This window comes from Thermosynechococcus sp. JY1331 (genome assembly GCF_031583475.1).
Lineage (GTDB): Bacteria > Cyanobacteriota > Cyanobacteriia > Thermosynechococcales > Thermosynechococcaceae > Thermosynechococcus.
The window spans coordinates 1,941,990-1,963,972 of the sequence record NZ_CP134180.1 but is presented as its reverse complement, the minus strand read 5'-3'; the positions used below and the strand labels follow the sequence as shown (position 1 = coordinate 1,963,972).

The 21,983-nt window shown below is 53.0% G+C and carries 21 protein-coding genes, 1 pseudogene and 1 CRISPR repeat array; of the genes and pseudogenes, 13 read left to right on the top strand and 9 right to left on the bottom strand.

Annotation, left to right across the window (positions count from 1 at the left end):
* Positions 1–59: 59 nt before the first annotated feature.
* Positions 60–5,003 carry a CHAT domain-containing protein gene (locus RHJ31_RS09570; protein ID WP_302676448.1) on the top strand — a complete coding sequence of 1,648 codons (4,944 nt, stop codon included), beginning with the start codon at positions 60–62 and terminating at the stop codon, positions 5,001–5,003.
* A gap of 33 nt (positions 5,004–5,036) precedes the next feature.
* Here the strand turns inward: RHJ31_RS09570 and ribH are convergent, their stop codons facing one another.
* Together ribH and RHJ31_RS09560 are read right to left on the bottom strand one after the other, a co-directional pair.
* The gene (gene ribH / locus RHJ31_RS09565) at positions 5,037–5,573 is read right to left on the bottom strand and encodes a 6,7-dimethyl-8-ribityllumazine synthase (RefSeq protein ID WP_149817945.1); all 537 of its coding nucleotides are present in this window, start codon (positions 5,571–5,573) and stop codon (positions 5,037–5,039) included.
* A 47-nt stretch (positions 5,574–5,620) separates the two neighbouring features.
* On the bottom strand, positions 5,621–6,073 hold the full coding sequence (locus RHJ31_RS09560) for a hypothetical protein (protein ID WP_302676447.1): 453 nt from the start codon (positions 6,071–6,073) through the stop codon (positions 5,621–5,623).
* Between the two features lie 134 nt (positions 6,074–6,207).
* Here RHJ31_RS09560 and RHJ31_RS09555 point away from each other — a divergent pair, with 134 nt between their 5' ends.
* The 6 genes from RHJ31_RS09555 to RHJ31_RS09530 are packed head-to-tail and all read left to right on the top strand — an operon-like array spanning position 6,208 to position 11,748.
* Complete coding sequence (locus RHJ31_RS09555; RefSeq protein WP_206201531.1) at positions 6,208–7,041, top strand: thiazole synthase; 834 nt, start codon at positions 6,208–6,210, stop codon at positions 7,039–7,041.
* Positions 7,038–8,192 carry a bacteriohopanetetrol glucosamine biosynthesis glycosyltransferase HpnI gene (gene hpnI, locus RHJ31_RS09550; RefSeq protein WP_206201532.1) on the top strand — a complete coding sequence of 385 codons (1,155 nt, stop codon included), beginning with the start codon at positions 7,038–7,040 and terminating at the stop codon, positions 8,190–8,192. The genes RHJ31_RS09555 and hpnI overlap by 4 nt, the downstream gene beginning before the upstream one ends.
* 52 nt (positions 8,193–8,244) lie before the next feature.
* A complete protein-coding gene (gene psb34, locus RHJ31_RS09545) occupies positions 8,245–8,415 on the top strand; it encodes a photosystem II assembly protein Psb34 (RefSeq protein ID WP_206201533.1) in 171 nt (56 codons plus the stop codon).
* A gap of 40 nt (positions 8,416–8,455) precedes the next feature.
* On the top strand, positions 8,456–9,034 hold the full coding sequence (gene tsaB / locus RHJ31_RS09540) for a tRNA (adenosine(37)-N6)-threonylcarbamoyltransferase complex dimerization subunit type 1 TsaB (RefSeq protein ID WP_302676446.1): 579 nt from the start codon (positions 8,456–8,458) through the stop codon (positions 9,032–9,034).
* Positions 9,024–10,478: a CIA30 family protein gene (locus RHJ31_RS09535; RefSeq protein WP_302676445.1), complete on the top strand. Its 1,455-nt coding sequence runs from the start codon at positions 9,024–9,026 to the stop codon at positions 10,476–10,478. Before tsaB ends, RHJ31_RS09535 begins: the two co-directional genes overlap by 11 nt.
* Positions 10,479–10,491: 13 nt before the next feature.
* Positions 10,492–11,748: an exonuclease SbcCD subunit D gene (locus RHJ31_RS09530; protein ID WP_399375706.1), complete on the top strand. Its 1,257-nt coding sequence runs from the start codon at positions 10,492–10,494 to the stop codon at positions 11,746–11,748.
* Here RHJ31_RS09530 and RHJ31_RS09525 read toward each other — a convergent pair.
* From RHJ31_RS09525 to RHJ31_RS09510, 4 genes and pseudogenes are all read right to left on the bottom strand, one after another.
* Entirely contained in the window at positions 11,745–12,545 is an 801-nt protein-coding gene (locus RHJ31_RS09525) for a DUF928 domain-containing protein (RefSeq protein ID WP_310445796.1), read from the bottom strand. The genes RHJ31_RS09530 and RHJ31_RS09525 overlap by 4 nt on opposite strands.
* An 89-nt stretch (positions 12,546–12,634) precedes the next feature.
* A pseudogene (locus RHJ31_RS09520) lies at positions 12,635–12,748 on the bottom strand (GTP-binding protein); the annotation flags it as partial.
* A gap of 4 nt (positions 12,749–12,752) precedes the next feature.
* Positions 12,753–13,676, bottom strand: coding sequence for a GTPase Era (gene era, locus RHJ31_RS09515; protein ID WP_302676442.1), 924 nt, complete (start codon positions 13,674–13,676; stop codon positions 12,753–12,755).
* Positions 13,677–13,685: 9 nt separating this feature from the next.
* Positions 13,686–14,180, bottom strand: a complete 495-nt coding sequence (locus RHJ31_RS09510; protein ID WP_206201539.1) for a biopolymer transporter ExbD — start codon at positions 14,178–14,180, stop codon at positions 13,686–13,688.
* 76 nt (positions 14,181–14,256) lie between these two features.
* On the opposite strand from RHJ31_RS09510, the gene gmk reads away from it, so the two are divergent.
* The gene (gene gmk / locus RHJ31_RS09505) at positions 14,257–14,832 is read left to right on the top strand and encodes a guanylate kinase (protein WP_149817966.1); all 576 of its coding nucleotides are present in this window, start codon (positions 14,257–14,259) and stop codon (positions 14,830–14,832) included.
* Here the strand turns inward: gmk and RHJ31_RS09500 are convergent.
* Together RHJ31_RS09500 and RHJ31_RS09495 are read right to left on the bottom strand one after the other, a co-directional pair.
* Complete coding sequence (locus RHJ31_RS09500; RefSeq protein ID WP_302676441.1) at positions 14,829–15,551, bottom strand: ABC transporter ATP-binding protein; 723 nt, start codon at positions 15,549–15,551, stop codon at positions 14,829–14,831. The genes gmk and RHJ31_RS09500 overlap by 4 nt on opposite strands.
* A gap of 33 nt (positions 15,552–15,584) precedes the next feature.
* Positions 15,585–15,809, bottom strand: a complete 225-nt coding sequence (locus RHJ31_RS09495) for a hypothetical protein (protein WP_302676440.1) — start codon at positions 15,807–15,809, stop codon at positions 15,585–15,587.
* A gap of 114 nt (positions 15,810–15,923) precedes the next feature.
* Positions 15,924–18,034: direct repeats of the CRISPR family, unit length 36 nt; unit sequence GTGCTGGGATTCTTTCCCAGCCGAATTAATGGAAAC.
* Positions 18,035–18,201: 167 nt separating this feature from the next.
* On the opposite strand from RHJ31_RS09495, the gene RHJ31_RS09490 reads away from it, so the two are divergent.
* Positions 18,202–19,215: a zinc-dependent alcohol dehydrogenase family protein gene (locus RHJ31_RS09490; RefSeq protein WP_302676439.1), complete on the top strand. Its 1,014-nt coding sequence runs from the start codon at positions 18,202–18,204 to the stop codon at positions 19,213–19,215.
* Positions 19,216–19,229: 14 nt separating this feature from the next.
* The gene (locus tag RHJ31_RS09485) at positions 19,230–19,499 is read left to right on the top strand and encodes a hypothetical protein (RefSeq protein WP_302676438.1); all 270 of its coding nucleotides are present in this window, start codon (positions 19,230–19,232) and stop codon (positions 19,497–19,499) included.
* Between the two features lies 1 nt (position 19,500).
* Here the strand turns inward: RHJ31_RS09485 and RHJ31_RS09480 are convergent, their stop codons facing one another.
* Positions 19,501–20,652, bottom strand: a complete 1,152-nt coding sequence (locus RHJ31_RS09480) for a trypsin-like peptidase domain-containing protein (protein WP_302676437.1) — start codon at positions 20,650–20,652, stop codon at positions 19,501–19,503.
* Positions 20,653–20,726: 74 nt separating this feature from the next.
* On the opposite strand from RHJ31_RS09480, the gene RHJ31_RS09475 reads away from it, so the two are divergent.
* The 3 genes from RHJ31_RS09475 (at position 20,727) to RHJ31_RS09465 (ending at position 21,957) form a co-directional block, all read left to right on the top strand.
* Complete coding sequence (locus RHJ31_RS09475; protein WP_149817974.1) at positions 20,727–20,921, top strand: hypothetical protein; 195 nt, start codon at positions 20,727–20,729, stop codon at positions 20,919–20,921.
* Positions 20,922–20,924: 3 nt separating this feature from the next.
* Positions 20,925–21,419, top strand: a complete 495-nt coding sequence (locus tag RHJ31_RS09470; RefSeq protein WP_206201544.1) for a hypothetical protein — start codon at positions 20,925–20,927, stop codon at positions 21,417–21,419.
* Positions 21,420–21,663: 244 nt separating this feature from the next.
* Positions 21,664–21,957: a transposase gene (locus RHJ31_RS09465; RefSeq protein ID WP_302676436.1), complete on the top strand. Its 294-nt coding sequence runs from the start codon at positions 21,664–21,666 to the stop codon at positions 21,955–21,957.
* Positions 21,958–21,983 lie beyond the last annotated feature (26 nt).

Below are 21,983 nucleotides of genomic sequence, written 5' to 3'. Positions count from 1 at the left end.
CACTCCCCCACAAGAGTCGCCAGCGGCAGGACTCGATAAATCATCTGGAGGCTGGGATCATGAAAACTCTCCAACAGTACCTATTTTCCATCACCTTAGTCTTTTGGGGACTGTTGAGTGGCAACGTTTACAGCCAAATTACCCCAGCCACCAATGGCACTGGAACCACCGTCATCCAAAATGGTCAACAGATTGATATTGGTGGTGGCCGCCTATCGGGGAATGGTCAGAATCTCTTTCACCTCTTCCACAACTTCAATGTCGGTAACGGCCAAGTTGCCAACTTTCTCTCTAATCCGCAAATTCGCAACATTCTCGCGGGCGTCAATGGTGGCAACGCCAGTTACATCAATGGCTTGATTCAAATTACGGGTGGCAACAGTAACCTTTATCTGCTCAACCCTGCGGGAATTGTCTTTGGCCCCAATGCCCGTTTGAATCTCCCCGCTGCCTTCCATGCTTCTACCGCTCAACGGGTGCTGTTTGAGGGAGGGATCTTTGATGTCAATGGCCAGAATCTCTATCAATCCCTCAATGGTCAGCCCACAGGTTTTGAATTTCTGAGTAAAGGCCTCATCATCAATGAAGGTGAGCTGAGGGTGGGTCGTGGTCAAACCCTGAGCCTGATGGCGCACCAAGTGATCAATACGGGTACACTCGCAGCCCCCGCAGGAAATATCTACATTGCGGCTGTACCTGAAACAGGAATGGTGCGCGTCTCCCAAGAGGGAATGCTGCTCAGTCTTGAGATTCCTCAAGAGCGACTACCGACTGGGGGAGCGATCGCTGCCGTGGACTTACCCAGCTTACTCACTGGCAATGGTTCACAACCTGTCAACAGCGTCATTCAAAACCCCGACGGCACAATTCGCCTTGTCCATGACCCCAACAAAATTCCCACCACAACGAACACCGCCGTCATCAGTGGCAGCCTTTCCGTCGCCAATCCCATCGGTATGGGTGGCCAAATCACGATCACTGGTCAAAATATCGCCCTCATCAATGCCAACTTAACCGCCTCTGGTCAACTCGGGGGTGGCACGATTCTCTTGGGGGGCGATTACCTAGGGGGCACCACTGGCACTAACCGCTTGCATAGCAGTTTCAATGCCCAGAATCTCTTTATCAACAGCGGCAGTGTGATTGCAGCGGATGCCTTCAATCAAGGCAATGGTGGCACTGTCATTGCATGGGCAGACAACAGCACGCAATTTGCCGGCACGATCAGCGCACGCGGCGGGCAACTTAGCGGTAATGGCGGCTTTGTGGAAACCTCTGGGCAAGAATTACTCAGCGTTCGGGGAACAGTAGATGCCAGTGCAGTCAAGGGTCAGCCCGGTACATGGCTCCTTGATCCACGAAATGTCACCATTGATAACTCCCCTACGAGTGGCGGGAGTTTCTCTGGGAGCAATCCTGATGTCTTTACCCCCACCACTGATGATGCTTTTGTTGTGAATACTGCCATTGAAGCTGCTCTGAATCTCGGCACTAGCGTCATCATCACAACTGGTGATACTGGAACCCAAGCAGGGGATATTTCTGTACTTGCCTCGATTACCAAAATAGGCGGCGGCGATGCCTCCCTAACCTTGCAAGCTGCAAATAACATTCTTGTTGCCGATGACATTCGCTCAGAAGCAGGCCGACTGAATATCATTCTCCATGCTGATGCCGATAACAGTGGTGCAGGAGCAATTAGATTAGACTCAGTTACACTCATTACCAATGGTGGCAATATTATTTTGGGGGGTGGCTCTAATCCCTTCACCAGTCCAGCGATCGGTGTCAGCACTGCTGGGGTTAATATCGGAAACTCTACTCTCAATGCAGGTGGCGGCCATATTAGGATTCATGGCAGCGGTGCAACAACTAATGGCCAAGAAGGGGTGCTGATCGGTGGGAGTTCAATCCTCACCTCAGGGTCTGGAGAGATCACCATTCTAGGGACAGGTAGTTCTAGTGTTTATAGCCCTGTGGATGGTATCTCGATTCAAAACTCCTCCATCAGCGCCGAAGCTGGCAATCTGACCTTAACGGGTACTGGGGGCAACGTCTCCGAAGGAGTTTCCAACGTTGGCATCCATCTTGAAGAGTCAGGAATTCGAACCACAACTGGAAATATTACCCTGACGGGTACTGGTGGTACGGGCTTTGCCTTCAACCAAGGAGGTATTCTGAGTAGCTTCACAAGTATTACCAGTCAAAGTGGTGACATTATCCTGAGAGGTACAGGGGGTGAATTCGGTGCTGGTCTTGGCTTTAGGGCAGCAACTGACACAGAGTACTCTGCCGAGGTCAGAACGGCTGGAAATGGGAAGATTCTCATCGAAGGTCGCGGCACTGACGGCAATTTTGGTCTGGTCATGGAAGTCTCTGACGCCCTCCTGACATTAGCTGTTCAAGATGGCATGCTCACATTAGCAGCTCAGGGGGGGATTGAAGTCTCGGGTGATTTTCCCTCTCTGCTAGATATCCATAGTGCCGGGGCAGGCCGCCTTGTCTTTCAACCGATTGATGCGCATACTCCCGTCGGCATTGGCGATGGTGCAACGGGTAACTTAATCATTGATCAGTTTCTCCTCAACCAAATCACGGGTGGATTTTCTTTGGTGACCATTGGTCACCCTAATGGTACTGGTCTCATTGATGTTCGTCCCTTCAGCCTCAACTACAATCTTGCGCTGCAAACCCCCGGCGTAAGTTCCCTAGGTATTCAGTTCAATGGCTCTGGCACGACGAATCTCAATGGTCGCAATCTCACACTCAATAGCGGTGGCGGCGTTACTCAGGGCAGCCATGTCATTTCTGCGGGAACGCTGCAACTTCTTGGACAGGGGACTTTCACCCTCAACAATGTCAACAATGGGTTTCAGACACTCTCAGGCAATGTCAGTGGAAATGTGAACTTGAGTAATCAAGGTGCCCTAGGTATCGTTAGTTTCAACAATGGTGTCAATGGCCTCACCACTGGCATCAATACCAACGGCAATACCCTAATCCTCAGCTTAAACAGTGGGAACCTAACGCAAAGTGCACCGATTCGAGCAGGCAACTTGGGTTTAACTTTACAAAATGGCAGTGCAATCCTAACCAACCCCAATAACCAAGTGGGGATCCTAGCTGCTGAGTTGAACAGTGCAAGTGATTTGCAATTTGTCAATAACAGTACCCTTACCGTTGGCAATGTTAACCCAACAGGCATTACAGGGCGCAACATTTTCCTACAAACACTAACAGGCGATATTGTTCTCAATGCGCCAATTTCTGCCGTTGGGACTGGGGATGCGATTGTCCTTGCTGCCGAAAATAACTTTATTAACAACTATGGCTCTAGTGTCTTTAGTACCCCCAATGGTCGCTGGCTAGTTTATTCGACTGACCCGAATCTCAATATCAACGGCGGCCTCACAGGTTCAGAGCAATTCAACACCACCTATCCTGAGCTTGCCCTATTTTCTGGTTCTGGGTTTCTCTATCGGGTTTCTCAAGCACCACCAACACCACCCACGGAGCCGTCCACACCGCCAACCCCGCCCACGGAGCCGTCCACACCGCCAACACCTCCAGAACCCCAAACTCAAGAGAATCTGGGTCGGATTTTATTGGGAGAGGAGATACAAGGCACTCAACTGCCCCAGAATACCGCTCAAGTCATTTACTTCCCCGGAGTTGAGATCATTCGTCAGCAAATCAGTACTGCTTTTGATCAGGGAGACTACAACAGTGCGATCAAACTGCTTCAGCAGCTTTATTCCTTTGAGTTTAGTGAGTACTTTGGTGAATTTTTCAGCACTCCTAGTCAAGAGGGACTACAGTTCCTTGACATTGAGCAAATCAAGGAATTATTGGGGCGTATGGCTGAAGAAACAGGTCAAAAACCTGCCCTGAGCTATGTCTTTTGGCGACCTGAACAGTTGGATATTCTCATCATCACACCGGAAGGGGAACCCATTTACCAACCCCTTCGAGTGCCCCAAGAAGCAGTGCGTCGCGTCATTGCTGCTTTTAATCGTGAGGTGCGAGACCCAACGAAAACCAATAGTGAATCCTATCTACCCTTTGCGCAGCAGCTCTACCAATGGATCATGGGCGGCGTTGATGCTGAATTGCAAGCACGAGGCATTAATACACTGGTTTTTGCCCTTGATCAGGGGTTGCGGAGTGTGCCGATCGCTGCTCTGCACACGGGGTCAAATCTTATTTCCTCGACGGTCAGCGATAGTCCAATCGGTCGTAATGGTCAGTTTCTAGTAGAACGCTATAATCTGGGTCTCATTCCCAGTATCAACTTGGTGGATACCCGCTACCAGCCGTTGCAAAATGCTTCTGTACTGGCAATGGGTGCCTCTCAGTTCACAAAGCAAAGTCCTTTGCCAGCGGTTCCCATCGAGCTGCAAACCATTACGCAACTGGTAGGACGAGGGCAAGTATTCCTCAATGAAGCTTTTACGGTCTCAAACTTGCAAACCCAGCGGCGGCGCAGTCTCTACCCTATCCTACACTTAGCGACCCATGGTGAATTTAATGTGGGTAAGCCACAAAATTCCTATATTCAGTTTTGGGATAGCCAGCTTTCAATGGCTCAAGTGCGGCAGTTGCGGTTATTCCGGCCACCCACAGAGCTAATGACGCTGAGTGCCTGTCGTACAGCGGTAGGAGATACCAATGCAGAACTTGGGTTTGCTGGACTGTCACTCCAAGCGGGTGTAAAGAGTTCGGTTGCTAGCCTTTGGTATGTCAGTGATGAAGGGACACTGGCTTTGATGACGGCATTTTATGGACAGTTGAGAACTGCTCCGATTAAAGCAGAGGCCTTGCGACAGGCGCAGCTTGCCCTGATCCATCAGCAGGTTGTGATTGAAGAGAACCACCTACGCAGTGCTGGGGTGCGGGGAGGGCTTTCAATTCCTTTGCCCCAAGAAGTTCAAACTGGGGGTGGGCGTCAACTTTCCCATCCCTATTTTTGGGCAGGATTTACGATGATTGGCAGCCCTTGGTAGCCCTAGGAAGCAATTTCTGCTTCACCATTTGGATTACCCATCAGCGAGAACAGGGGTACTGGGGCTGAGTTTGGCTGTGGGTGGATTGATGCTGCTGGGAAGGGTTTGCATCAGGTTTGCCATTTCGAGGGCATTGAGGGCATATTCCCAACCTTTATTGCTTTTAATGCCAGCGCGCTCAAGGGCCTGTTGCATCGTGTCGGTGGTAAGAATGCCGTAGATAATCGGCACACCCGTTTGCATAGAAGCCGTGGCAATCCCTTTGGTGACTTCAGCAGCCACATAGTCAAAGTGGGGGGTTTGGCCACGGATGACTGCCCCTAGACAAATAATGGCAGCATAGCGACGACTGGCCGCCAGTTGAGCCGCCACAAGGGGAATTTCAAAGCTACCGGGAACCCAAGCATAGTCCACCTGAGAACCGTGGGGATTGGGATCAACGCCATGGCGGCGCAGACAATCTTGGCAACCCTCTAGCAGCTTGGTGGTAATCAGGTCATTGAAGCGGGAAATCACAATGCCAAAGCGAGGTGTTCCCAGAACGTGATAGGTGCCTTCAAAAACAGCCATAGGTGGCGGTGCCAAATCTTACCCAAAAGAGTATAACCTGCAACGGCCTAGGAGGAGCGATCGCCCTGCTCCACGAGGAAGTCTTGGGACTGCCACTGCTGCACAATACTAGTTAACTTGGTAACAAATGGGTCAGACGCTAAATCAGGGTGAAATTCACTAATTTTTGTATTGCTAGGGGTCTGTGAAGGTCGCGAGGAAGCAGGCTCCGGCACACTAATGGGCAATGACTGGCAGATAATGGCTTCAAACTCACTGTTGAAGTGATAAATCGGTTGCTCACGCCGTTGCCATAGCTCTAAAATTTGCTCTACGGAAATAGCTTTATAGCGCCCCAGATAGAGGGCTTCAATGAGGGCAAGACGAATCCAGCGGGGAGGAAAATGGCGCAACCAGCGATCTAGGATGACCTCAACTGAGGAGCCATCCAAATCAAACCCATATTGACGTAGCAGGCGATCGGCAGCCTGAATGGCGGCATTGTTGCCAATATGTGCCATGCACCAACTGTTGCACTCCCAAGGTTATGGTGCCTCTATGATGCCACAAGTTTTCCAAGGTCGCAGCAGCAGAGAGCGTAACCCTGATATGGTAGAAAGGCAAACTCTAGTGCTGTTCACTTCACAAGTGCATCATGGTGACTGCGCCTCCTCCTGAGCTGCTAATTGAAGATGCCCCGCTAACAATCGCTGGGCGGCAGTTTCGTTCACGCCTGATGACCGGTACGGGCAAATATCGTTCCATTGCGGATCTCCAGGCCAGTGTTGCCGCGAGTGGCTGTGAAATTGTTACGGTAGCCGTACGTCGCGTTCAAACCAATGCCCCTGGTCACGAAGGACTTGTGGATGCCCTTGACTGGCGTAAAATCTGGCTGCTGCCCAACACCGCTGGCTGTCAAACCGCTGAAGAGGCGATTCGCGTTGCCCGTTTAGGCCGCGAAATGGCCAAGCTCTTGGGTCAAGAGGACAACAACTTTGTCAAGCTAGAGGTGATTCCCGACCCGAAATACTTGCTGCCCGATCCCTTTGGCACACTGGCAGCTGCAGAACAACTGGTCAAAGAAGGATTTGCGGTTCTTCCCTACATCAATGCAGATCCCCTGCTGGCCAAACGCCTTGAGGAAGTGGGCTGTGTTACTGTGATGCCGTTGGCCTCCCCCATTGGGTCGGGGCAAGGTCTGCGTAATGCCGCCAATATTCAAATCATTATTGATCAAGCCAGTGTTCCCGTTGTGGTTGATGCGGGCATTGGCACGCCCAGTGAGGCGGCCGCCGCGATGGAGTTAGGGGCAGATGCACTCTTGATTAATACCGCGATCGCCCAAGCGGGCAATGCGCCGGCAATGGCCAAAGCCATGGCGCTGGCAACCACGGCGGGTCGTCTTGCCTACTTAGCGGGTCGAATTCCCGTCAAAGCCTATGCCAGTGCCAGTTCCCCCCTGACGGGGACGATCGCGACAGCACCATGATGGTTGCCCTCATTCTCCTGAGCCTGCTGAGCCTCACGGGAAGCCTGTTCTACATTGTTGCCGCTGCCCTCACCTATCAATTTTTCACCCCCCAGCGGACGACTCGCCTAGAGTCCTTGCCGGCGGTCTCGATCTTGGTTCCTGTCTGCGGCTTAGAAGCAAGGGCTTGGCAAAACTGGTCTTCACTGTGCGAGCAAGATTACCCCGTCTACGAAGTCCTCTTTGGGGTTCAAGACCCCAGTGATCCAGCCATACCGGTGTTAAAGGCCATTTGCCAGACCTATCCCCACCGGGCTCGCTGGTATCTTTGTCAGCGGATTTGCGGGCTGAACCGTAAGGCCAGCAATGTCGCCCAATTGTTTACCCATGCGCGCTATGGGGTAATTGTTGAAACCGATAGTGATGTGCGCGTTAGACCCCATTACTTAGCCACTTTGGTGCAACCCTTGGCGGATCCCCAAGTGGGGGTCGTGACCTGTGGTTACATTGATCACCATCCGCGCCGCTTAGGAGCTGCGTTTCTGGCCATGGGGCGATGCCTTGACTTTATCCCCAGTGTGCTTGTTGCCCGCTTCCTTGATCGCGGGCTGCGCTTTGCCATTGGGCCAACCGTGCTGCTGCGGCGGGAAGTCCTAGAAAAAATTGGTGGTTTTGAGATTGCACTCAATCGCATTGGTGAGGACTACCAACTGGGGTATGCAGCGTGGCGTGCTGGGTATCGCGTGGAGTTATCGTCCTATATTCTTGACAATGACTGCGCTGATGAGTCCTTTTTGAAGGCGGTGCAACGGGAACTGCGCTGGTGTCGCAGCATTCGTGCCAATCGCGGCAATCAGTATTTTGGCATGGTGTTTATGTTTGGCACCGTCTATAGTGCCCTGCTGTGGGGACTATTTCCAACCCCATGGACTCTCAGCGTCTTTCTGGGGGTTCAGGGCCTTCGCTGGTTGCAGGCGATCATGAGCATGGTCTTGATGGGTACCCCTCGGCTACTGTTGTGGCTCTGGCTATTGCCCCTGCGGGATGTGATGAGCTTCCTGATTTGGCTGGGGGGCTGTTTTGGCAATCGCATCTACTGGCGCGGTCGCTGGTTGCGGGTCTATCGCCACGGTCAATTGCAAGAAATTGTTAAGGATTCTCAAGACTCGTAAAGTTCGCTTGTTAGAATAGCTGCACTGTAACGCTGAATTGAGGTTTGTTTCGATGCGCTATACCACCGATGAGGGCGGTCGCCTCAACAACTTTGCCATTGAGCCTAAGGTCTATCAAGCACAGCCTTGGACACCGCAGCAAAAAGTACGGGCAGCCCTGTTGGTTGCGGGCGGATTGCTCTTAGTGGCTGGCTTGGTGGCGATCGCCGTCGGAGTGAGCTAAGCTGCTTTGTCTTGGTTTTGATACCAGCGATGCCCCACTGGTGGCCGGTCTCTATGATTTAGAGGCAGATCAACTGCTAGAGGTGAAAACATGGCCCTTGGGTCGAGAACTGGCCAGCCAACTTCACCCTTGCCTTGGGGAACTGATGGGTCGCTACACTTGGGGTGAACTAGGGGCGATCGCTATTGGCTGTGGCCCGGGCAGCTTTACGGGAACGCGCTTGGGGGTCGTGACTGCCCGCATCCTAGCCCAGCAACTGGAAGTTCCCCTTTTGGGTCTGTCTAGCCTTGGCACAATGGCGTGGCACTATCGTGATGAACTCATAGAACAGGATGGGGTGGTGTCCCGTCGTGCCCAACAGGGGCATCAATACCTTGGCATTTACCGTTATCAGGGGGGCAGTCTTAACTCTCTTTGGGGCGATCGCCTGCTGGCAGACCACGAAGCAGAAACGCTTTTGGCCACTTGGCCTCACCCCTACAAATGCCTGAGTCCCCCTAACCCCACCGACTATGGCCGCGCTCTACTCACATGGGCAGCCCAACAGTGGCACGATACACTAAGGGCAGGGGAGAAACTCCCCCATTGGTCAAGCGTGGTGCCCTTCTATGGCAAATAACTGGGAACTTAGTCGCTTTCTCGATACACTGCGCTTTTTTCAAGCCCTTCCCTTTGTGGGAACCCTAGAACCTCTGCGCCCTGTGCTGTCACCCCTTTTACCGGATCTCTTTAAGCCGCCCGCCTATCGGGGCAGTGGTCTTGTTGTGGTGATGGGGGCAACGGGTCGAACCGGTCAAGCGGTGGTGAAAACCCTCTTGAGTCAAGGCTATGCGGTGCGGGCAGGGGTGCGCGATCGCGCCAAGGCGGAGAGTGTACTTCCCTCAGACCCTTTTTTAGACATTGTTGTTGCCGACGTGACTCAACCCTTGCCTGCCGATCTCTTGCAGGGCAGTCGGGCGGTGATCAACTGTGTTGGGGCAAAGGTACAGCCCAATCCCAACGCGCCACCCCCCGGCCTTGAAATTGTCGGTGCGAGTCCAGAGGCGGTTGAATTTGAGGGCATGCGGCATTTGTTGGAACGTGCCCAACCCTATTTTCAAAGTCAACCCAACACCTATCCCCTCTTTGACTATCGCTATCCCACGCCCCCCCTGAAGGAAGTTTGGGGTGCCCTCGATGATGTGGTCATGGGCGGCGTCAGTGCCAGCCAGTTTTACCTCAAGGATCACAGTGCCCTCTTCACGGGGCTGGTTTCTACGGAAAATTCTGGGGGGTTTGTCTCGATTCGCACCCGCAACCTCACCCCAGCCCTCAATCTCCAAGGCTACACGGGCATTCAACTCCGGGTTCGCGGCGATGGGCAGCGCTATAAATTTTTCCTACGCAGTGACCCCGCTTGGGATGGCGTCGGCTATGCCATGTCCTTTGATACGGTGGCCGATCAGTGGATCACGGTTGAATTGCCCTTTAGCCACTTTATTCCGGTGTTTCGGGCCCGCACCGCCACCAATGCGCCGCCTCTGAATGTGGGGCAAATTTACTCGCTGCAACTGATGCTCAGCAAATTTGAGTATGACGGTGCCCTCAACCCCCACTTCCGCCCCGGCACCCTCAGCCTTGAGATTGAGTCGATTCAAGCCTATGGGGGGTTGCCCTTGCCCCGCATGATTCAGGTGAGTTCTGCGGGGGTGACCCGTCCGCAACAACCCGATCTTGACCTGAAGGAGCAGCCCCTAGCGGTTCAATACAACGACCAATTGGGGGGCATCCTCACTTGGAAACTGGCGGCAGAAAATATGCTGCGCCAAAGTGGCCTCCCCTACACCATTGTCCGTCCCTGCGGTCTGACGGATCAGCCCGCTGGCAAAGAGCTGCGCCTTGATCAGGGCGATCGCCTGACGGGTTCTCTGAGTCGCGAAGATTTAGCGGCGTTTCTGGTCAGCTTACTGAATTTGCCCGTGGCCTGCTATCGCACCGTAGAAGTGGTGGCCACAGATCAAACCGCCGAGGCCTATCCCAATTGGGCAGCACGCCTTGCCCAAATCCCTAGCGATCGCCCCTAGGAGACAGTGCGAAATGGTGCGTTTTCTCCATGTTGCCGATGTTCACCTTGGCTTTAACAAGTACCGCCAAGAGAATCCCAATCGCACGTTTGATTTTTTCACCGCCTTTGACAGTGCCCTGCAAACCTACGCCATCGAGGCACAGGTGGATTTTGTCCTGATTGCTGGCGATCTCTTTGAGGAGCGGATGATTACCCCCGGCATTCTCAATCAAGCGGAATACGTCCTCGACAAGGTGCGATCGGCGGGGATTCCCGTGCTGGCGATCGAGGGTAACCACGATAACTGCCCCTACGGTGTCAAGTCCAACTGGCTCCGCTACCTTTGTGAAAAAGACTATCTCTATCTCCTAGAACCTGACGAAAGTGGCCAATTACAGCCGTGGGACGCCGAGGCAGCGCGGGGTGGCTATATGGATCTCCCCTGTGGCGTGCGCGTCATTGGTTCCCAGTGGTATGGTGCCAGTGCCCCCCGTGCCATCCAACAGCTGGCCAGTCAAATTCAGGCACTACCGCCCGCTGCTGGTGCGACGATTTTGCTCTTTCACCACGGCCTTGAGGGGCAAGTCTCCCGTTACCAAGGGGCATTGCGCTACAACGAACTCTTACCTCTGCGCCAAGCAGGTGTAGATTACCTCGCCCTAGGGCATATCCATCGCCACTACGCCGTTGAGGATTGGATCTTTAATCCCGGCTCCGTCGAGGCCAATTCGATTCAGGAAAATCAGCAGCAAAATCCGCGGGGGGTGCTGTTGGTCACCCTTGAGAAGGGGTCACCCCAAGCGGAACTCAAGCGGGACTATTGGCAGCGTCCTATCCATCGCTACACCCTTACCCTCACCCCCAGTGACACCGTGAGCCATGTAGAAAGCCAACTCCAGCAACTGGTGCAGCGGCATCGGGCAGACATGGCAGAGGCGATTGTCGAAGTCACCCTAAAAGGCGAAGTGGGGTTTGAGCGGGGCGATTTGTCTGTGCGATCGCTCCAAGGGGAATTGCAGGAGGCAGCCAATGCGTTCATTTTTCGATTGGGGTTTGCCGCAACCCCTGTGGCCTATCAAACCTACCGTGATGCGACGGCTGAACCACCCCCCCGCGCCCAGATTGAAGAACAGGTATTTACGGATCTGCTGGCCAGTGTTGCTGAGTATCGCGATCGCGCCGAACCCTTGGCCAAGGTGCTGATGCACATCAAAGAAGATCTGCTGCAACCCAACGCCAATATTCCTGACCTTTACCAGTGGCTGGCAGACCTTTCCCTAGAGAGTTAGGGCTGGGGTGGTAAGGGGATGAGGGGTTGATTCGCCACATTCGCCAACTGGACAGCGGCAGACTGCAACAGGGCTTGCCATTTTTGCTGAAGTTGGGCATTCCCCGGCTGCGCTAGGCGTTGTTTGGCCAGTTGATTGAGGGTGTCGTACCAGTAGCCCGCCATGGCAAAGGCATCCGCCACATCTTTAGCTTGCACGATTCGCTGCTGTTGGCTTGGCGATAAGGGCATCGGTCGAAACCAACTGACGGTTTTGACGGCTGTGGTGCCATTGGTACAGGTGAGGGTGAGTTGCCACTGGTAATCCACACCATTTTTGAGGGCAACATTCTCCACAGGCCAACCAATAATACCCGCTTCCGTGGGGGCAAGACGCTCTTGGCGATAGACTTCTGTGCCTTGGGGATCCCGCAGCGTCAGGGTTAGGGTTGCCCCCTTGTTGGCGGGAATGAAGCTATAGAGGGTAGGGGTGGGGGTGCTGCTAAGGCCATTGTTATCCTTGGGCACGAGGGCAACCACAGTTTGTTTTGGCTCAGTTAGACAGCTTTCGATGCCACCAGTACTTTCCCGCAGTAGCATGGGACGGGCAATCCGCGTTGCAGCTCCCTCACGGTTACCGGGGCGGCCAATATTAGCGGGTGGACGATAACTTGCCCAAGAGGCATGGGCGATCGCCCCAATCATGACCACTGCCAAACTGAGGGGAACGGCAAGGGGGCGGATCCTCAATCGAGTAGCCATGGCCACTAACCCCGTTGCTCCGAGCGTCGCACCCCTCACCCCTGCGTAGCTCATCATACTTCCTACCTGACGACACCGATAGGACGATTCTAAGGGGCAAATTGTTGCCGTGCCGGTGATGTTGATCAACTCTCTCTTTTGGCTTCAGTCATGACTACTAGGCGATCGCGATCGCCCAAAGCTTGACAAAGGGCATCCACAAGGGCGGTTTTACCTGACCCCACAGGCCCTGCCACACCCACTCGCAAGGCTGGATTCATCGGCTTAATCCTTCTCAATGCGATAGCCCAACTCCGCCAAGCGCAACCGATCCTGTCGCCAGCGGGGGCGTACCTTGACAAACAGTTCTAAGTAAATCTTGCCACCAATGAGGGTTTCAATTTCTTGGCGGGCAGCGGTGCCCATTTGTTTGAGCAACTGACCCCCTTGGCCGATAATAATCGCCTTTTGGGTTGGACGCTCCACATAAATCACGGCGTGGACACGAGTCAGGTTGCGATCTTGCTGCACCTGTTCAATCGTCACGGCCACCGAATGGGGGACTTCCTCGCGGGTGTGGTGCAAAATTTGCTCACGGATCAATTCCGCCATGATGAAGCGCTCCGGCTGATCGGTGACCATCTCTGGCGGATAGTAATAGGGGCCAAGGGGCAACTGCGCTTCAATCGCCGATTGCAATACACCAACTCCCTCTCCCGTGAGCGCCGAGCAGGGATAGGCTGGCCAAGGGCCAAGGGTTTGATAGTCCTGTTGCCGCTGTGGACGCTCCCCTTCTGGCAGCAGGTCAATTTTATTGATGGCCAAAAGCACAGGGGATTTTACTTTAGCCAGTAATTCTGCTACGTAGCGATCGCCCCCACCGGGGGCACTTGCCGCATCCACCACAAAGACAATGGCATCCACCCGATTGAGAACGCCCTTGGCATTATGCACCAGCACTTCCCCAAGGCGATGGTGGGGCTTATGGATGCCAGGGGTATCCACAAAGATCAATTGCGCCGTTGCCGTGGTCAGGATGCCCCGCAAGCGATTGCGCGTGGTTTGCGCTACGGGAGAGGTAATGGCCACCTTTTGCCCCAGCAGATGGTTAAAGAGGGTGGACTTGCCCACGTTGGGACGACCCACTAAGGCGACAAAGCCAGAGCGAAAGCCGTCCGGGGCAACAGGAATACTGGAAATGGGTTCCACCGTAACTGCCTATGGATTCGAAGGCGTGGGTTGATCGTTGGCTGGTGGCGAGGGGAGGGGGTTAGGGCGGGTCTGCGTACTCAGCACCGGTTGTTCGACGGGTTGCGTGGCCAAGGCCACACGATTGCCCCCGAGCGATCGCAGGAGATCTAAGACTTGGATGACTTCGTTGTAGCTCACCACCTGTGATGCCCGCAAAATCACCATTCCTTGGGGATTCGTTTTCAAGTAGGTGGCCAAGCGTTCATAGAGTTCACTGCGGTTGACGGGGTCTTTATCCACAAAAAGTTGCCCCGCCGGATCAATGCTCACCACCAGCATCTTTTGCGACTGCGCTTGACTGGTGCTGGCTTGGGGCAAATTCAAGGTAATCGCCTGCTGCCGCGTCAGACTCACCGCCGCCAAAATAAAGAACGTGAGGATACAAAAGACCACATCAATCAGCGGCAGCATTTCAATGCGAGCATTTTCACTCTCACTGGGCAAATGAATCTTCACGGCCATTCCTCAACCACGCTGCCTTAATGATAAAACTCTGAGCAAACAGAGTAGGATCAAAAAGTTTCCCACCCGTGCAGTTATGACCAGTGCAACGCCCCAGCCCGGACAACTCATTGTGATTACTGGCCCTAGTGGGGTCGGCAAAGGGACGCTCCTACGGCAACTGCGACAGCGACATCCCGAACTGGCACTTTCGGTTTCGGCAACGACCCGTCCGCCACGCCCCACGGAGGTTGAAGGGGTGGATTACTATTTTGTCTCTGTAGAAGAATTTAAGGGAATGATTGCTGCTGGGCAACTCTTGGAATGGGCAGAGTTTGCCGGCCACTACTACGGCACTCCACGCGATCCGTTGCTGCAACTCATTGCCCAAGGAAAAACCGTCATCCTTGAAATTGAACTGCAAGGGGCACGCCAAGTTCGCCAATCCTATCCTCAAGCGCGTCACATTTTTATTCTGCCGCCATCTTTAGCGGAACTTGAACACCGTCTGCGTAGCCGTGGCCAAGATAGTGAGGAGGCCATTGCCCGCCGTTTAGCTCAAGCGGAAACCGAAATTGCTGCGGCCCCAGAATTTGATGTTCAAATTGTCAATGATGATTTGGAAAAAAGCCTGATTGCTCTCGAAACAGCAATTTTTAGCCCTGTGCCCTAAGGCTCTGCCCGCACAATTCCGAGGTAGAGTTCCCCCACTTTAGGGTCATTGAGTAGTTCGCTGCCCAATCCCTCATAGCGATCTTTGCCCATTTCCAAGACATACCCGCGATCGCTCATGGCAAGGGCTTTGCGGGCATTTTGCTCCACCAAAATAATGGCCGTCCCTTGGGCATTAATCTCCTTGATTTTGGCAAAGACATCATTGACAAGAGCTGGGGAAAGAGCCGCGGAGGGTTCATCCAAGACCATAATTTGCGGATCCAACATCATGGCGCGTCCCATGGCCAGCATTTGCCGTTCTCCCCCCGAAAGGGTACCCGCCCGTTGTTGTCGGCGCTCGGCCAAGCGGGGAAAGGTGTCATAGACTCGCTCTTTGAGGGCTTTGAGGTTGCCGCTTTTCGTAAAGGCACCCATCTCCAGATTTTCTTCAACCGTCAGGGTGCGAAAGACATTGGCAATTTGCGGCACGTAGCCAATTCCCTTTTTGACAATTTGGTTGGGACGTAAGTAGGTAATATCTTCGCCGGCGAGGGTAATTGTGCCGAGGCGGGGCGTCAGTAACCCAGCGATCGTTTTTGCCAAGGTTGATTTTCCAGCCCCATTAGGACCAATCACCGCTACCAGTTCTCCCGCTTCGAGGCGAAAGTTTACCCCCCGCAAAATATCCACATCGGGAATATAGCCGGCATAGACATCAAACACTTGGAGCAAGCTCATGATTCAAAAACACATCGCCAGAGGTTCAACATCCTAAGTATAGAGGTTTCGCCCTGTGTCCCTAATTTTGCTCCTGAAGGCAAGGGATTGCTGTTGTGAATTGAGATTCTTGAGGGTTTGATCAAGCACCTCTGGACAAAAATATCCTCTCAGCTCAGCAATTTTCTCAAACCCAGTCTCCACAATGCTTTGAGCAATTTCTAACAGATTTGGAGGTGCTTGAATTTTCCCGAAATTCAGTTCCAGAGTGACTTTCACGTCCTGTGACCCTACGGATCTAAAAATTTTACAAAAACAAAAAAATGATCCCGTCTAGGTGCTTGAAAATGACCTGTGCTATAGTAGTCGTAGAGCACCTTCTAGGAGGGTGCCGTGCTGGGATTCTTTCCCAGCCGAATTAATGGAAACCTAACAACGCCCAATCAGCTGAGTCAAAACTTGTGCGTGCTGGGATTCTTTCCCAGCCGAATTAATGGAAACGAAACCACAATACGGAATAATCGAGTTCGTTGGCGGGTGCTGGGATTCTTTCCCAGCCGAATTAATGGAAACGACTGTGATTGTGCTCTAGGTATTGCTTTTGCTTGCTGTGCTGGGATTCTTTCCCAGCCGAATTAATGGAAACTATTACAATAAAAAGCAAGCAGGTGCAATAGGGTTGGAGTGCTGGGATTCTTTCCCAGCCGAATTAATGGAAACTTCTGAGCGATATAGAAAGTAAAGATCATACGAAGAAGTGCTGGGATTCTTTCCCAGCCGAATTAATGGAAACACGATTGCCACTCCGCGCATCCGTATTCCCTCCGTGCTGGGATTCTTTCCCAGCCGAATTAATGGAAACGGACAGCCGTTAACACCGTTTATGACTTAAAAGTGCTGGGATTCTTTCCCAGCCGAATTAATGGAAACTCAGAGGGCTTAAAAGTAAACCCTCCAACTCAAAGGCGTGCTGGGATTCTTTCCCAGCCGAATTAATGGAAACAATCGGGGAAAATCCCCGCCCGAACCCAAAGTGTTGGTGCTGGGATTCTTTCCCAGCCGAATTAATGGAAACTCGAGCGCCCTTACATAGATTACATGGTTCGGTTGTCTGTGCTGGGATTCTTTCCCAGCCGAATTAATGGAAACTTTAGTTCATCAAAAAAGATTAAACACGGCTGTTCACGTGCTGGGATTCTTTCCCAGCCGAATTAATGGAAACTCCGCGCGATTTGAAAAAATTGCCAAAACAGCAAGTGCTGGGATTCTTTCCCAGCCGAATTAATGGAAACTACTGAGCGAACTCTAGAATATTCCAAATATTTTTGTGCTGGGATTCTTTCCCAGCCGAATTAATGGAAACTCTAGCATACGATCCTCCTTGTTTTAGTTGGTTGTGTGCTGGGATTCTTTCCCAGCCGAATTAATGGAAACTAGGTTGTTCAGGCATAGCTAAACTCCTAACTTAAGTGCTGGGATTCTTTCCCAGCCGAATTAATGGAAACTACCCCGCTAAAAACTCTCGCTCAGCGCATGCCAGTGCTGGGATTCTTTCCCAGCCGAATTAATGGAAACAACAAAACAACAAAACAACAGCAATAAAAAATCCGTGCTGGGATTCTTTCCCAGCCGAATTAATGGAAACAAATAAACTGTTTGAATAATCTATTAAAAACTCCGCCAGTGCTGGGATTCTTTCCCAGCCGAATTAATGGAAACCTTCTTATTTGCCGACCTTTTAGTCGGTCGTATAACGTGCTGGGATTCTTTCCCAGCCGAATTAATGGAAACAAAATCTGTGTTCACAAAAAGGGAGGGCAATCAGTGCTGGGATTCTTTCCCAGCCGAATTAATGGAAACAACCACAAAGCGGTGCACAGTGGTTACAGTCATTAGTTTGTGCTGGGATTCTTTCCCAGCCGAATTAATGGAAACTTGGTGACTGCGATCAAAAGCGCAGTCGTGAAATAGGTGCTGGGATTCTTTCCCAGCCGAATTAATGGAAACGTACTGTCCAACGGATGGTTAAAGCACAAATGGATCGTGCTGGGATTCTTTCCCAGCCGAATTAATGGAAACATTCAGAGAGATAAATTAATTTCTCCCGAGTGGGAGGTGCTGGGATTCTTTCCCAGCCGAATTAATGGAAACACGGATGGTCTTACCATCTGTCATCGCGACATAATGTGCTGGGATTCTTTCCCAGCCGAATTAATGGAAAGGTCCAGCGTTCGGGGTAGGCCGCCGCGAACTTAGAAGTGCTGGGATTCTTTCCCAGCCGAATTAATGGAAAGGGAGCAGTCGGGTAAAGTAGAAATTTGCCGCTGTGTGCTGGGATTCTTTCCCAGCCGAATTAATGGAAAGGGGGGTCTTCTTCAGGAAAGAACTTGTCACGAATGTGCTGGGATTCTTTCCCAGCCGAATTAATGGAAACTTGTAGCGCACCACGATCGCTAGCCTGCCGTTGTGTGCTGGGATTCTTTCCCAGCTGAATTAATGGAAACACTTCCTCCTAAAAGGGGGCTTCAGGGGGGGAGATCAGTGCCTGAACCTGAGGTGGCAAGCAAGGTCGCGGAACCAGTAACAAGCATCCCTGACCTTTAGGGCGGGCAGTGTGTCAAAATTGGTGTTAAGTCGTGCACCCAGCGGAGTCAACGGAAACGCAGCAACAATGAAAGCCGTTGCCATCACAGAATTTGGTGACCCCGATGTTTTAGCGCTGCGGGAGATGCCTGAGCCGCAGATTCAAGCTGCCAATGAGGTGAAAATTCAACTGCGGGCGGCCAGTGTGAACCCCATTGATACAAAGCTGCGACAGCGGGGAACATTTTTTCCCGATCGCCAGCCCGCCATTCTCGGCTGTGATGGCGCAGGGGTGGTCGTGGCTGTGGGTGCAGCGGTGCAGCGGTTTCGCGTAGGGGATGAAGTTTATTTTTGCTATGGGGGCTTGGGCGATCGCGGCGGCTGCTATGCCGAATACACCGTTGTTCCTGAAGTTGCCGTTGCCCACAAGCCCAAAACCCTTTCCTTTATTCAGGCCGCTGCCTTGCCCCTAGCAGTGATTACGGCCTGGGAAGCCTTGGGCGATCGCGGGGCAGTCCCACCTTTGAATGTCCTCTCCACCGCAAAAACCGTTCTCATCCATGCCGGGGCGGGCGGGGTGGGGCATCTCGCTATTCAACTGGCGCGGCGATCGGGGGCAACAGTTGCCACAACGATTAGTTCCGCAGCCAAAGCCCGTTTTGCTGAACGTCTCGGAGCCACCCTTGCCATTAACTACACCACCAGTGATTGGGTACAGGCAGTCTTGGACTGGACAGAGGGCAAAGGAGTTGATTTTGCCCTTGATACCGTTGGTGGTACCACCTTTAGCGACACCTTCAAAGCGGTGCGTCCCTATGGCACCCTCGCCACCCTCTTGGAACCCGCCGCCGATACGCCGTGGAAAATTGCCCGCCAACGCAACCTGCTGATTCAACTTACCCTGATGCTGACGCCGCAACTCATGGGGTTGAGTGATGCCCTTGCCCATCAGGGCAAAATCCTTGAGCAGGTGGCCACCCTTGTGGATCGCGGCGAACTAGAGGTTGTTGTTGATAAAACCTTTCCCCTCGGTGCAGCGGCGGATGCCCATCGCTATCTCAGCCAACGCTTGGTGCAGGGTAAGGTGGTACTCGTCCCATAATTGGGGATTTTCTGATGGTTGCTCAGATTCTTGCCGCCCTTCTCATCGGGCTGGAACAGGCTCAAGGGGTGCCGACATGGCTCAGCCAAACGCCCCGCAGTGATGTTTATCGGGTTTGCCGCATTTTTAACGGACGCCTTAGCTATTGTGGCCGTTGGTTCACAGGGGAAACGGTGCTGTTGCAGAACAACTTCTATCGCACCTGCCGCATCTTTAATGGGCGCCTCAGTTATTGTGGCCGGTGGTTCACGGGGGAAGCAGTACTGTCGGAGCCTCGACGCTAACTTATTCTGGCTGCGAAGAGGGATACAATTCTGGTGGCATTGGCTCCGGTTGCAGGCTCACGGTTTGCCGGCGATCGCCCCGTTGAATCTCTAAGGTAATGGTCTGCCCTAGCTTTGTTTGCTCAACCACGCTTTGCACCTGTTGCGGGGTGGGTTGATTGAGATCGTTAATTTTGGCAATCCAATCTCCCACTTGCAGACCCGCTTTAGCCGCCGGCGAATTGGGGGCAATACCAACGATTAGCGTCCCTTGGGTTTGATTCAGTGTCCAGTTGGGCTGATCTTGACGGATTTGGGCAGCCACTTCTGGCGTCAATTGCACCATGCGAATCCCCAGATAGAGGTGCTGGGCGCGCCCCGTAGTAATAATCTGTTCAGCAATGCGATAGGCCGTATTGATGGGAATGGCAAAACCCAGACCCTGCGCTTGGGAAATCACGGCGGTATTGACGCCCACCACTTGACCAGCAGCATTCAGAAGGGGGCCGCCGGAATTGCCCGGATTAATCGCCGCATCCGTTTGAATGAAGCTCACCCGCTTATCGGCAGCGCCAATTTCATTACTGGCACGCCCCGTTGCACTAATAATGCCGGCGGTTACGGTGTTACTTAGCCCCAAGGGGTTACCGATGGCGATCGCCCACTCGCCCGGGACAAGGGTATCCGAATTCCCCAGCTGTACGGTGGGTAAATTTTCGGCATCAATTTGAATAACAGCCACATCCGTCAGGGAATCAGCACCCACCACCTTGCCGTCATATTGGCGACCATCGGGGAGCGTGACTCGCACGGCAGTAGCCCCCTCCACCACATGGGCATTGGTCATAATCTTGCCATCGGGGGTAAATATAAACCCAGAGCCTTGACCTTGGCGCAGCGGCACATCTGGTATTGGAAAAGGATTGAGAAAACTATCCTCTTGACTGCGGGGCAGTCGTAGGGTATCAATGCTCACCACCGCTGGCCCTGCCTCAGCAACCACCTTGGCAATGAAATTCTCCCCCGCATTGGGTCGCTCCGTGGGGGCAAGGGGAGGCAGAGACGCCTCCGTATTAGGGGTGGGGGAGTTGCGATCGGGCAAACGCAATGGACAGCCCGTCAGTGCCACAAGGGCGATCGCCATCCCAACGAGACTCAACCGCGTGCGAACCATACTCAACTCAACTCGGCAGCAGATCCACTCTAGCCTTATCCTGAAAATAGTGAGTTTGTCGAACCTCTGCTGGCATGCTGACTGTGATTAGCTACCTCGAACAGCCCATGACCTTTGATAGTTTCTTTGGACCTGTGACCCTGCAGCCCGGTCGCAATGAAAATGTCGATGAGCGGCGCTGGCGCAACTGCAAAACCCACAATGCTGACCTGCAAGCGCTGCTCAAAAAGGGGCTTATTGTGGTCGAAGACGTGGGGGTCAGCTCATAGGCCATGACGGATGCAGTCGCTGCCCTCTTTCAGCAAGGGCAACAGGCCTTCGAGCGGGGAAACTACCAACAATCGATTGCCCTTTTAGGACAGGCGGCGGCGCTGGCGGAGGGAAATGCGGTGCGATCGGGGGAAATTAGCCTCTGGTTAGTCACGGCCTATAGTGCTGCTGGCGATCAAGGGGCTGCCGTCAGCCTCTGCCGTCAACTCCAACGACACCCAGATCATCACACGCGGCAGGAAAGTCGTCGCTTGCTGGCGATTTTGGAGGCTCCCCAACTCAAACGCCGTCCGGAATGGTACAGCGAAATTCCCGACCTATCCCATGTGGGCGATCGCGCCTACACGTCCCCCTACAGCCGTTCCCCGAAAAAGCCATCGGCTGCCACCCCAAAACCCCAAGAACCACCGCCCCCTGCTACGCCTTTACCGAATGCCTTCATCTGGCTTGCCCTCACGGGCTTGGGCGTGGTCACACTCTTGGCAGCTTGGCTATAGTAAACTTCCCACCGACTAAAGTCGGGGGCTTTCAGTATCGGAATTTAGGAACACATGGGTAGAGAGCCACGGCAAGGAAACGGTGGTGTCTATCGATGAAACGGGGTTTGACTTTCGAGTGGAGTGTGAGTATGGGTGGTCAGCGCAAGGCGAACGAATTGATGGAGAGCGAGCGGGGAAGCGTCAGAAAAGAGAGAGTTGAGTCGCAGGACGGTATAGACACCAGAAAGACTTCATCGCCCCAATGCTGTTTTGCGGATACTTGAATGCGGTAGGGTTTGTGAGCTGGCTGAGTCAATACTGTTTGCCGGCATTAAAGAGACCTTCGTTGTTGATTATGAATAATGCACCGATTCATCCGAAAGGGGCGATTCAGGCAGTGGTGAAAGCGGCGGGTCACGAGGTGTTATTTTTACCGAAATACTCTCCTGATTTGAATGTGATTGAGCACGACTTTAGTGCGCTGAAACGAGCGCGGATGTATGCAGGGTCAAACAGTTCGATTGATGAGGTGATTCGCAATTGTTGTGCTGGATAATGTCTTATTCTTTATTGGAATAACTA

What these genes read in the sequence shown, in the direction of transcription:
- RHJ31_RS09570 (WP_302676448.1), top strand. Translation starts at nt 60, where the DNA reads ATGAAAACTCTCCAACAGTACCTATTTTCCATCACCTTAGTCTTTTGG.
- ribH (WP_149817945.1), bottom strand. Translation starts at nt 5,573, where the DNA reads ATGGCTGTTTTTGAAGGCACCTATCACGTTCTGGGAACACCTCGCTTT.
- RHJ31_RS09560 (WP_302676447.1), bottom strand. Translation starts at nt 6,073, where the DNA reads ATGGCACATATTGGCAACAATGCCGCCATTCAGGCTGCCGATCGCCTG.
- RHJ31_RS09555 (WP_206201531.1), top strand. Translation starts at nt 6,208, where the DNA reads ATGGTGACTGCGCCTCCTCCTGAGCTGCTAATTGAAGATGCCCCGCTA.
- hpnI (WP_206201532.1), top strand. Translation starts at nt 7,038, where the DNA reads ATGATGGTTGCCCTCATTCTCCTGAGCCTGCTGAGCCTCACGGGAAGC.
- psb34 (WP_206201533.1), top strand. Translation starts at nt 8,245, where the DNA reads ATGCGCTATACCACCGATGAGGGCGGTCGCCTCAACAACTTTGCCATT.
- RHJ31_RS09535 (WP_302676445.1), top strand. Translation starts at nt 9,024, where the DNA reads ATGGCAAATAACTGGGAACTTAGTCGCTTTCTCGATACACTGCGCTTT.
- RHJ31_RS09530 (WP_399375706.1), top strand. Translation starts at nt 10,492, where the DNA reads ATGGTGCGTTTTCTCCATGTTGCCGATGTTCACCTTGGCTTTAACAAG.
- RHJ31_RS09525 (WP_310445796.1), bottom strand. Translation starts at nt 12,545, where the DNA reads ATGATGAGCTACGCAGGGGTGAGGGGTGCGACGCTCGGAGCAACGGGG.
- RHJ31_RS09510 (WP_206201539.1), bottom strand. Translation starts at nt 14,180, where the DNA reads ATGGCCGTGAAGATTCATTTGCCCAGTGAGAGTGAAAATGCTCGCATT.
- gmk (WP_149817966.1), top strand. Translation starts at nt 14,257, where the DNA reads ATGACCAGTGCAACGCCCCAGCCCGGACAACTCATTGTGATTACTGGC.
- RHJ31_RS09500 (WP_302676441.1), bottom strand. Translation starts at nt 15,551, where the DNA reads ATGAGCTTGCTCCAAGTGTTTGATGTCTATGCCGGCTATATTCCCGAT.
- RHJ31_RS09490 (WP_302676439.1), top strand. Translation starts at nt 18,202, where the DNA reads ATGAAAGCCGTTGCCATCACAGAATTTGGTGACCCCGATGTTTTAGCG.
- RHJ31_RS09485 (WP_302676438.1), top strand. Translation starts at nt 19,230, where the DNA reads ATGGTTGCTCAGATTCTTGCCGCCCTTCTCATCGGGCTGGAACAGGCT.
- RHJ31_RS09480 (WP_302676437.1), bottom strand. Translation starts at nt 20,652, where the DNA reads ATGGTTCGCACGCGGTTGAGTCTCGTTGGGATGGCGATCGCCCTTGTG.
- RHJ31_RS09475 (WP_149817974.1), top strand. Translation starts at nt 20,727, where the DNA reads ATGCTGACTGTGATTAGCTACCTCGAACAGCCCATGACCTTTGATAGT.
- RHJ31_RS09470 (WP_206201544.1), top strand. Translation starts at nt 20,925, where the DNA reads ATGACGGATGCAGTCGCTGCCCTCTTTCAGCAAGGGCAACAGGCCTTC.
- RHJ31_RS09465 (WP_302676436.1), top strand. Translation starts at nt 21,664, where the DNA reads ATGCTGTTTTGCGGATACTTGAATGCGGTAGGGTTTGTGAGCTGGCTG.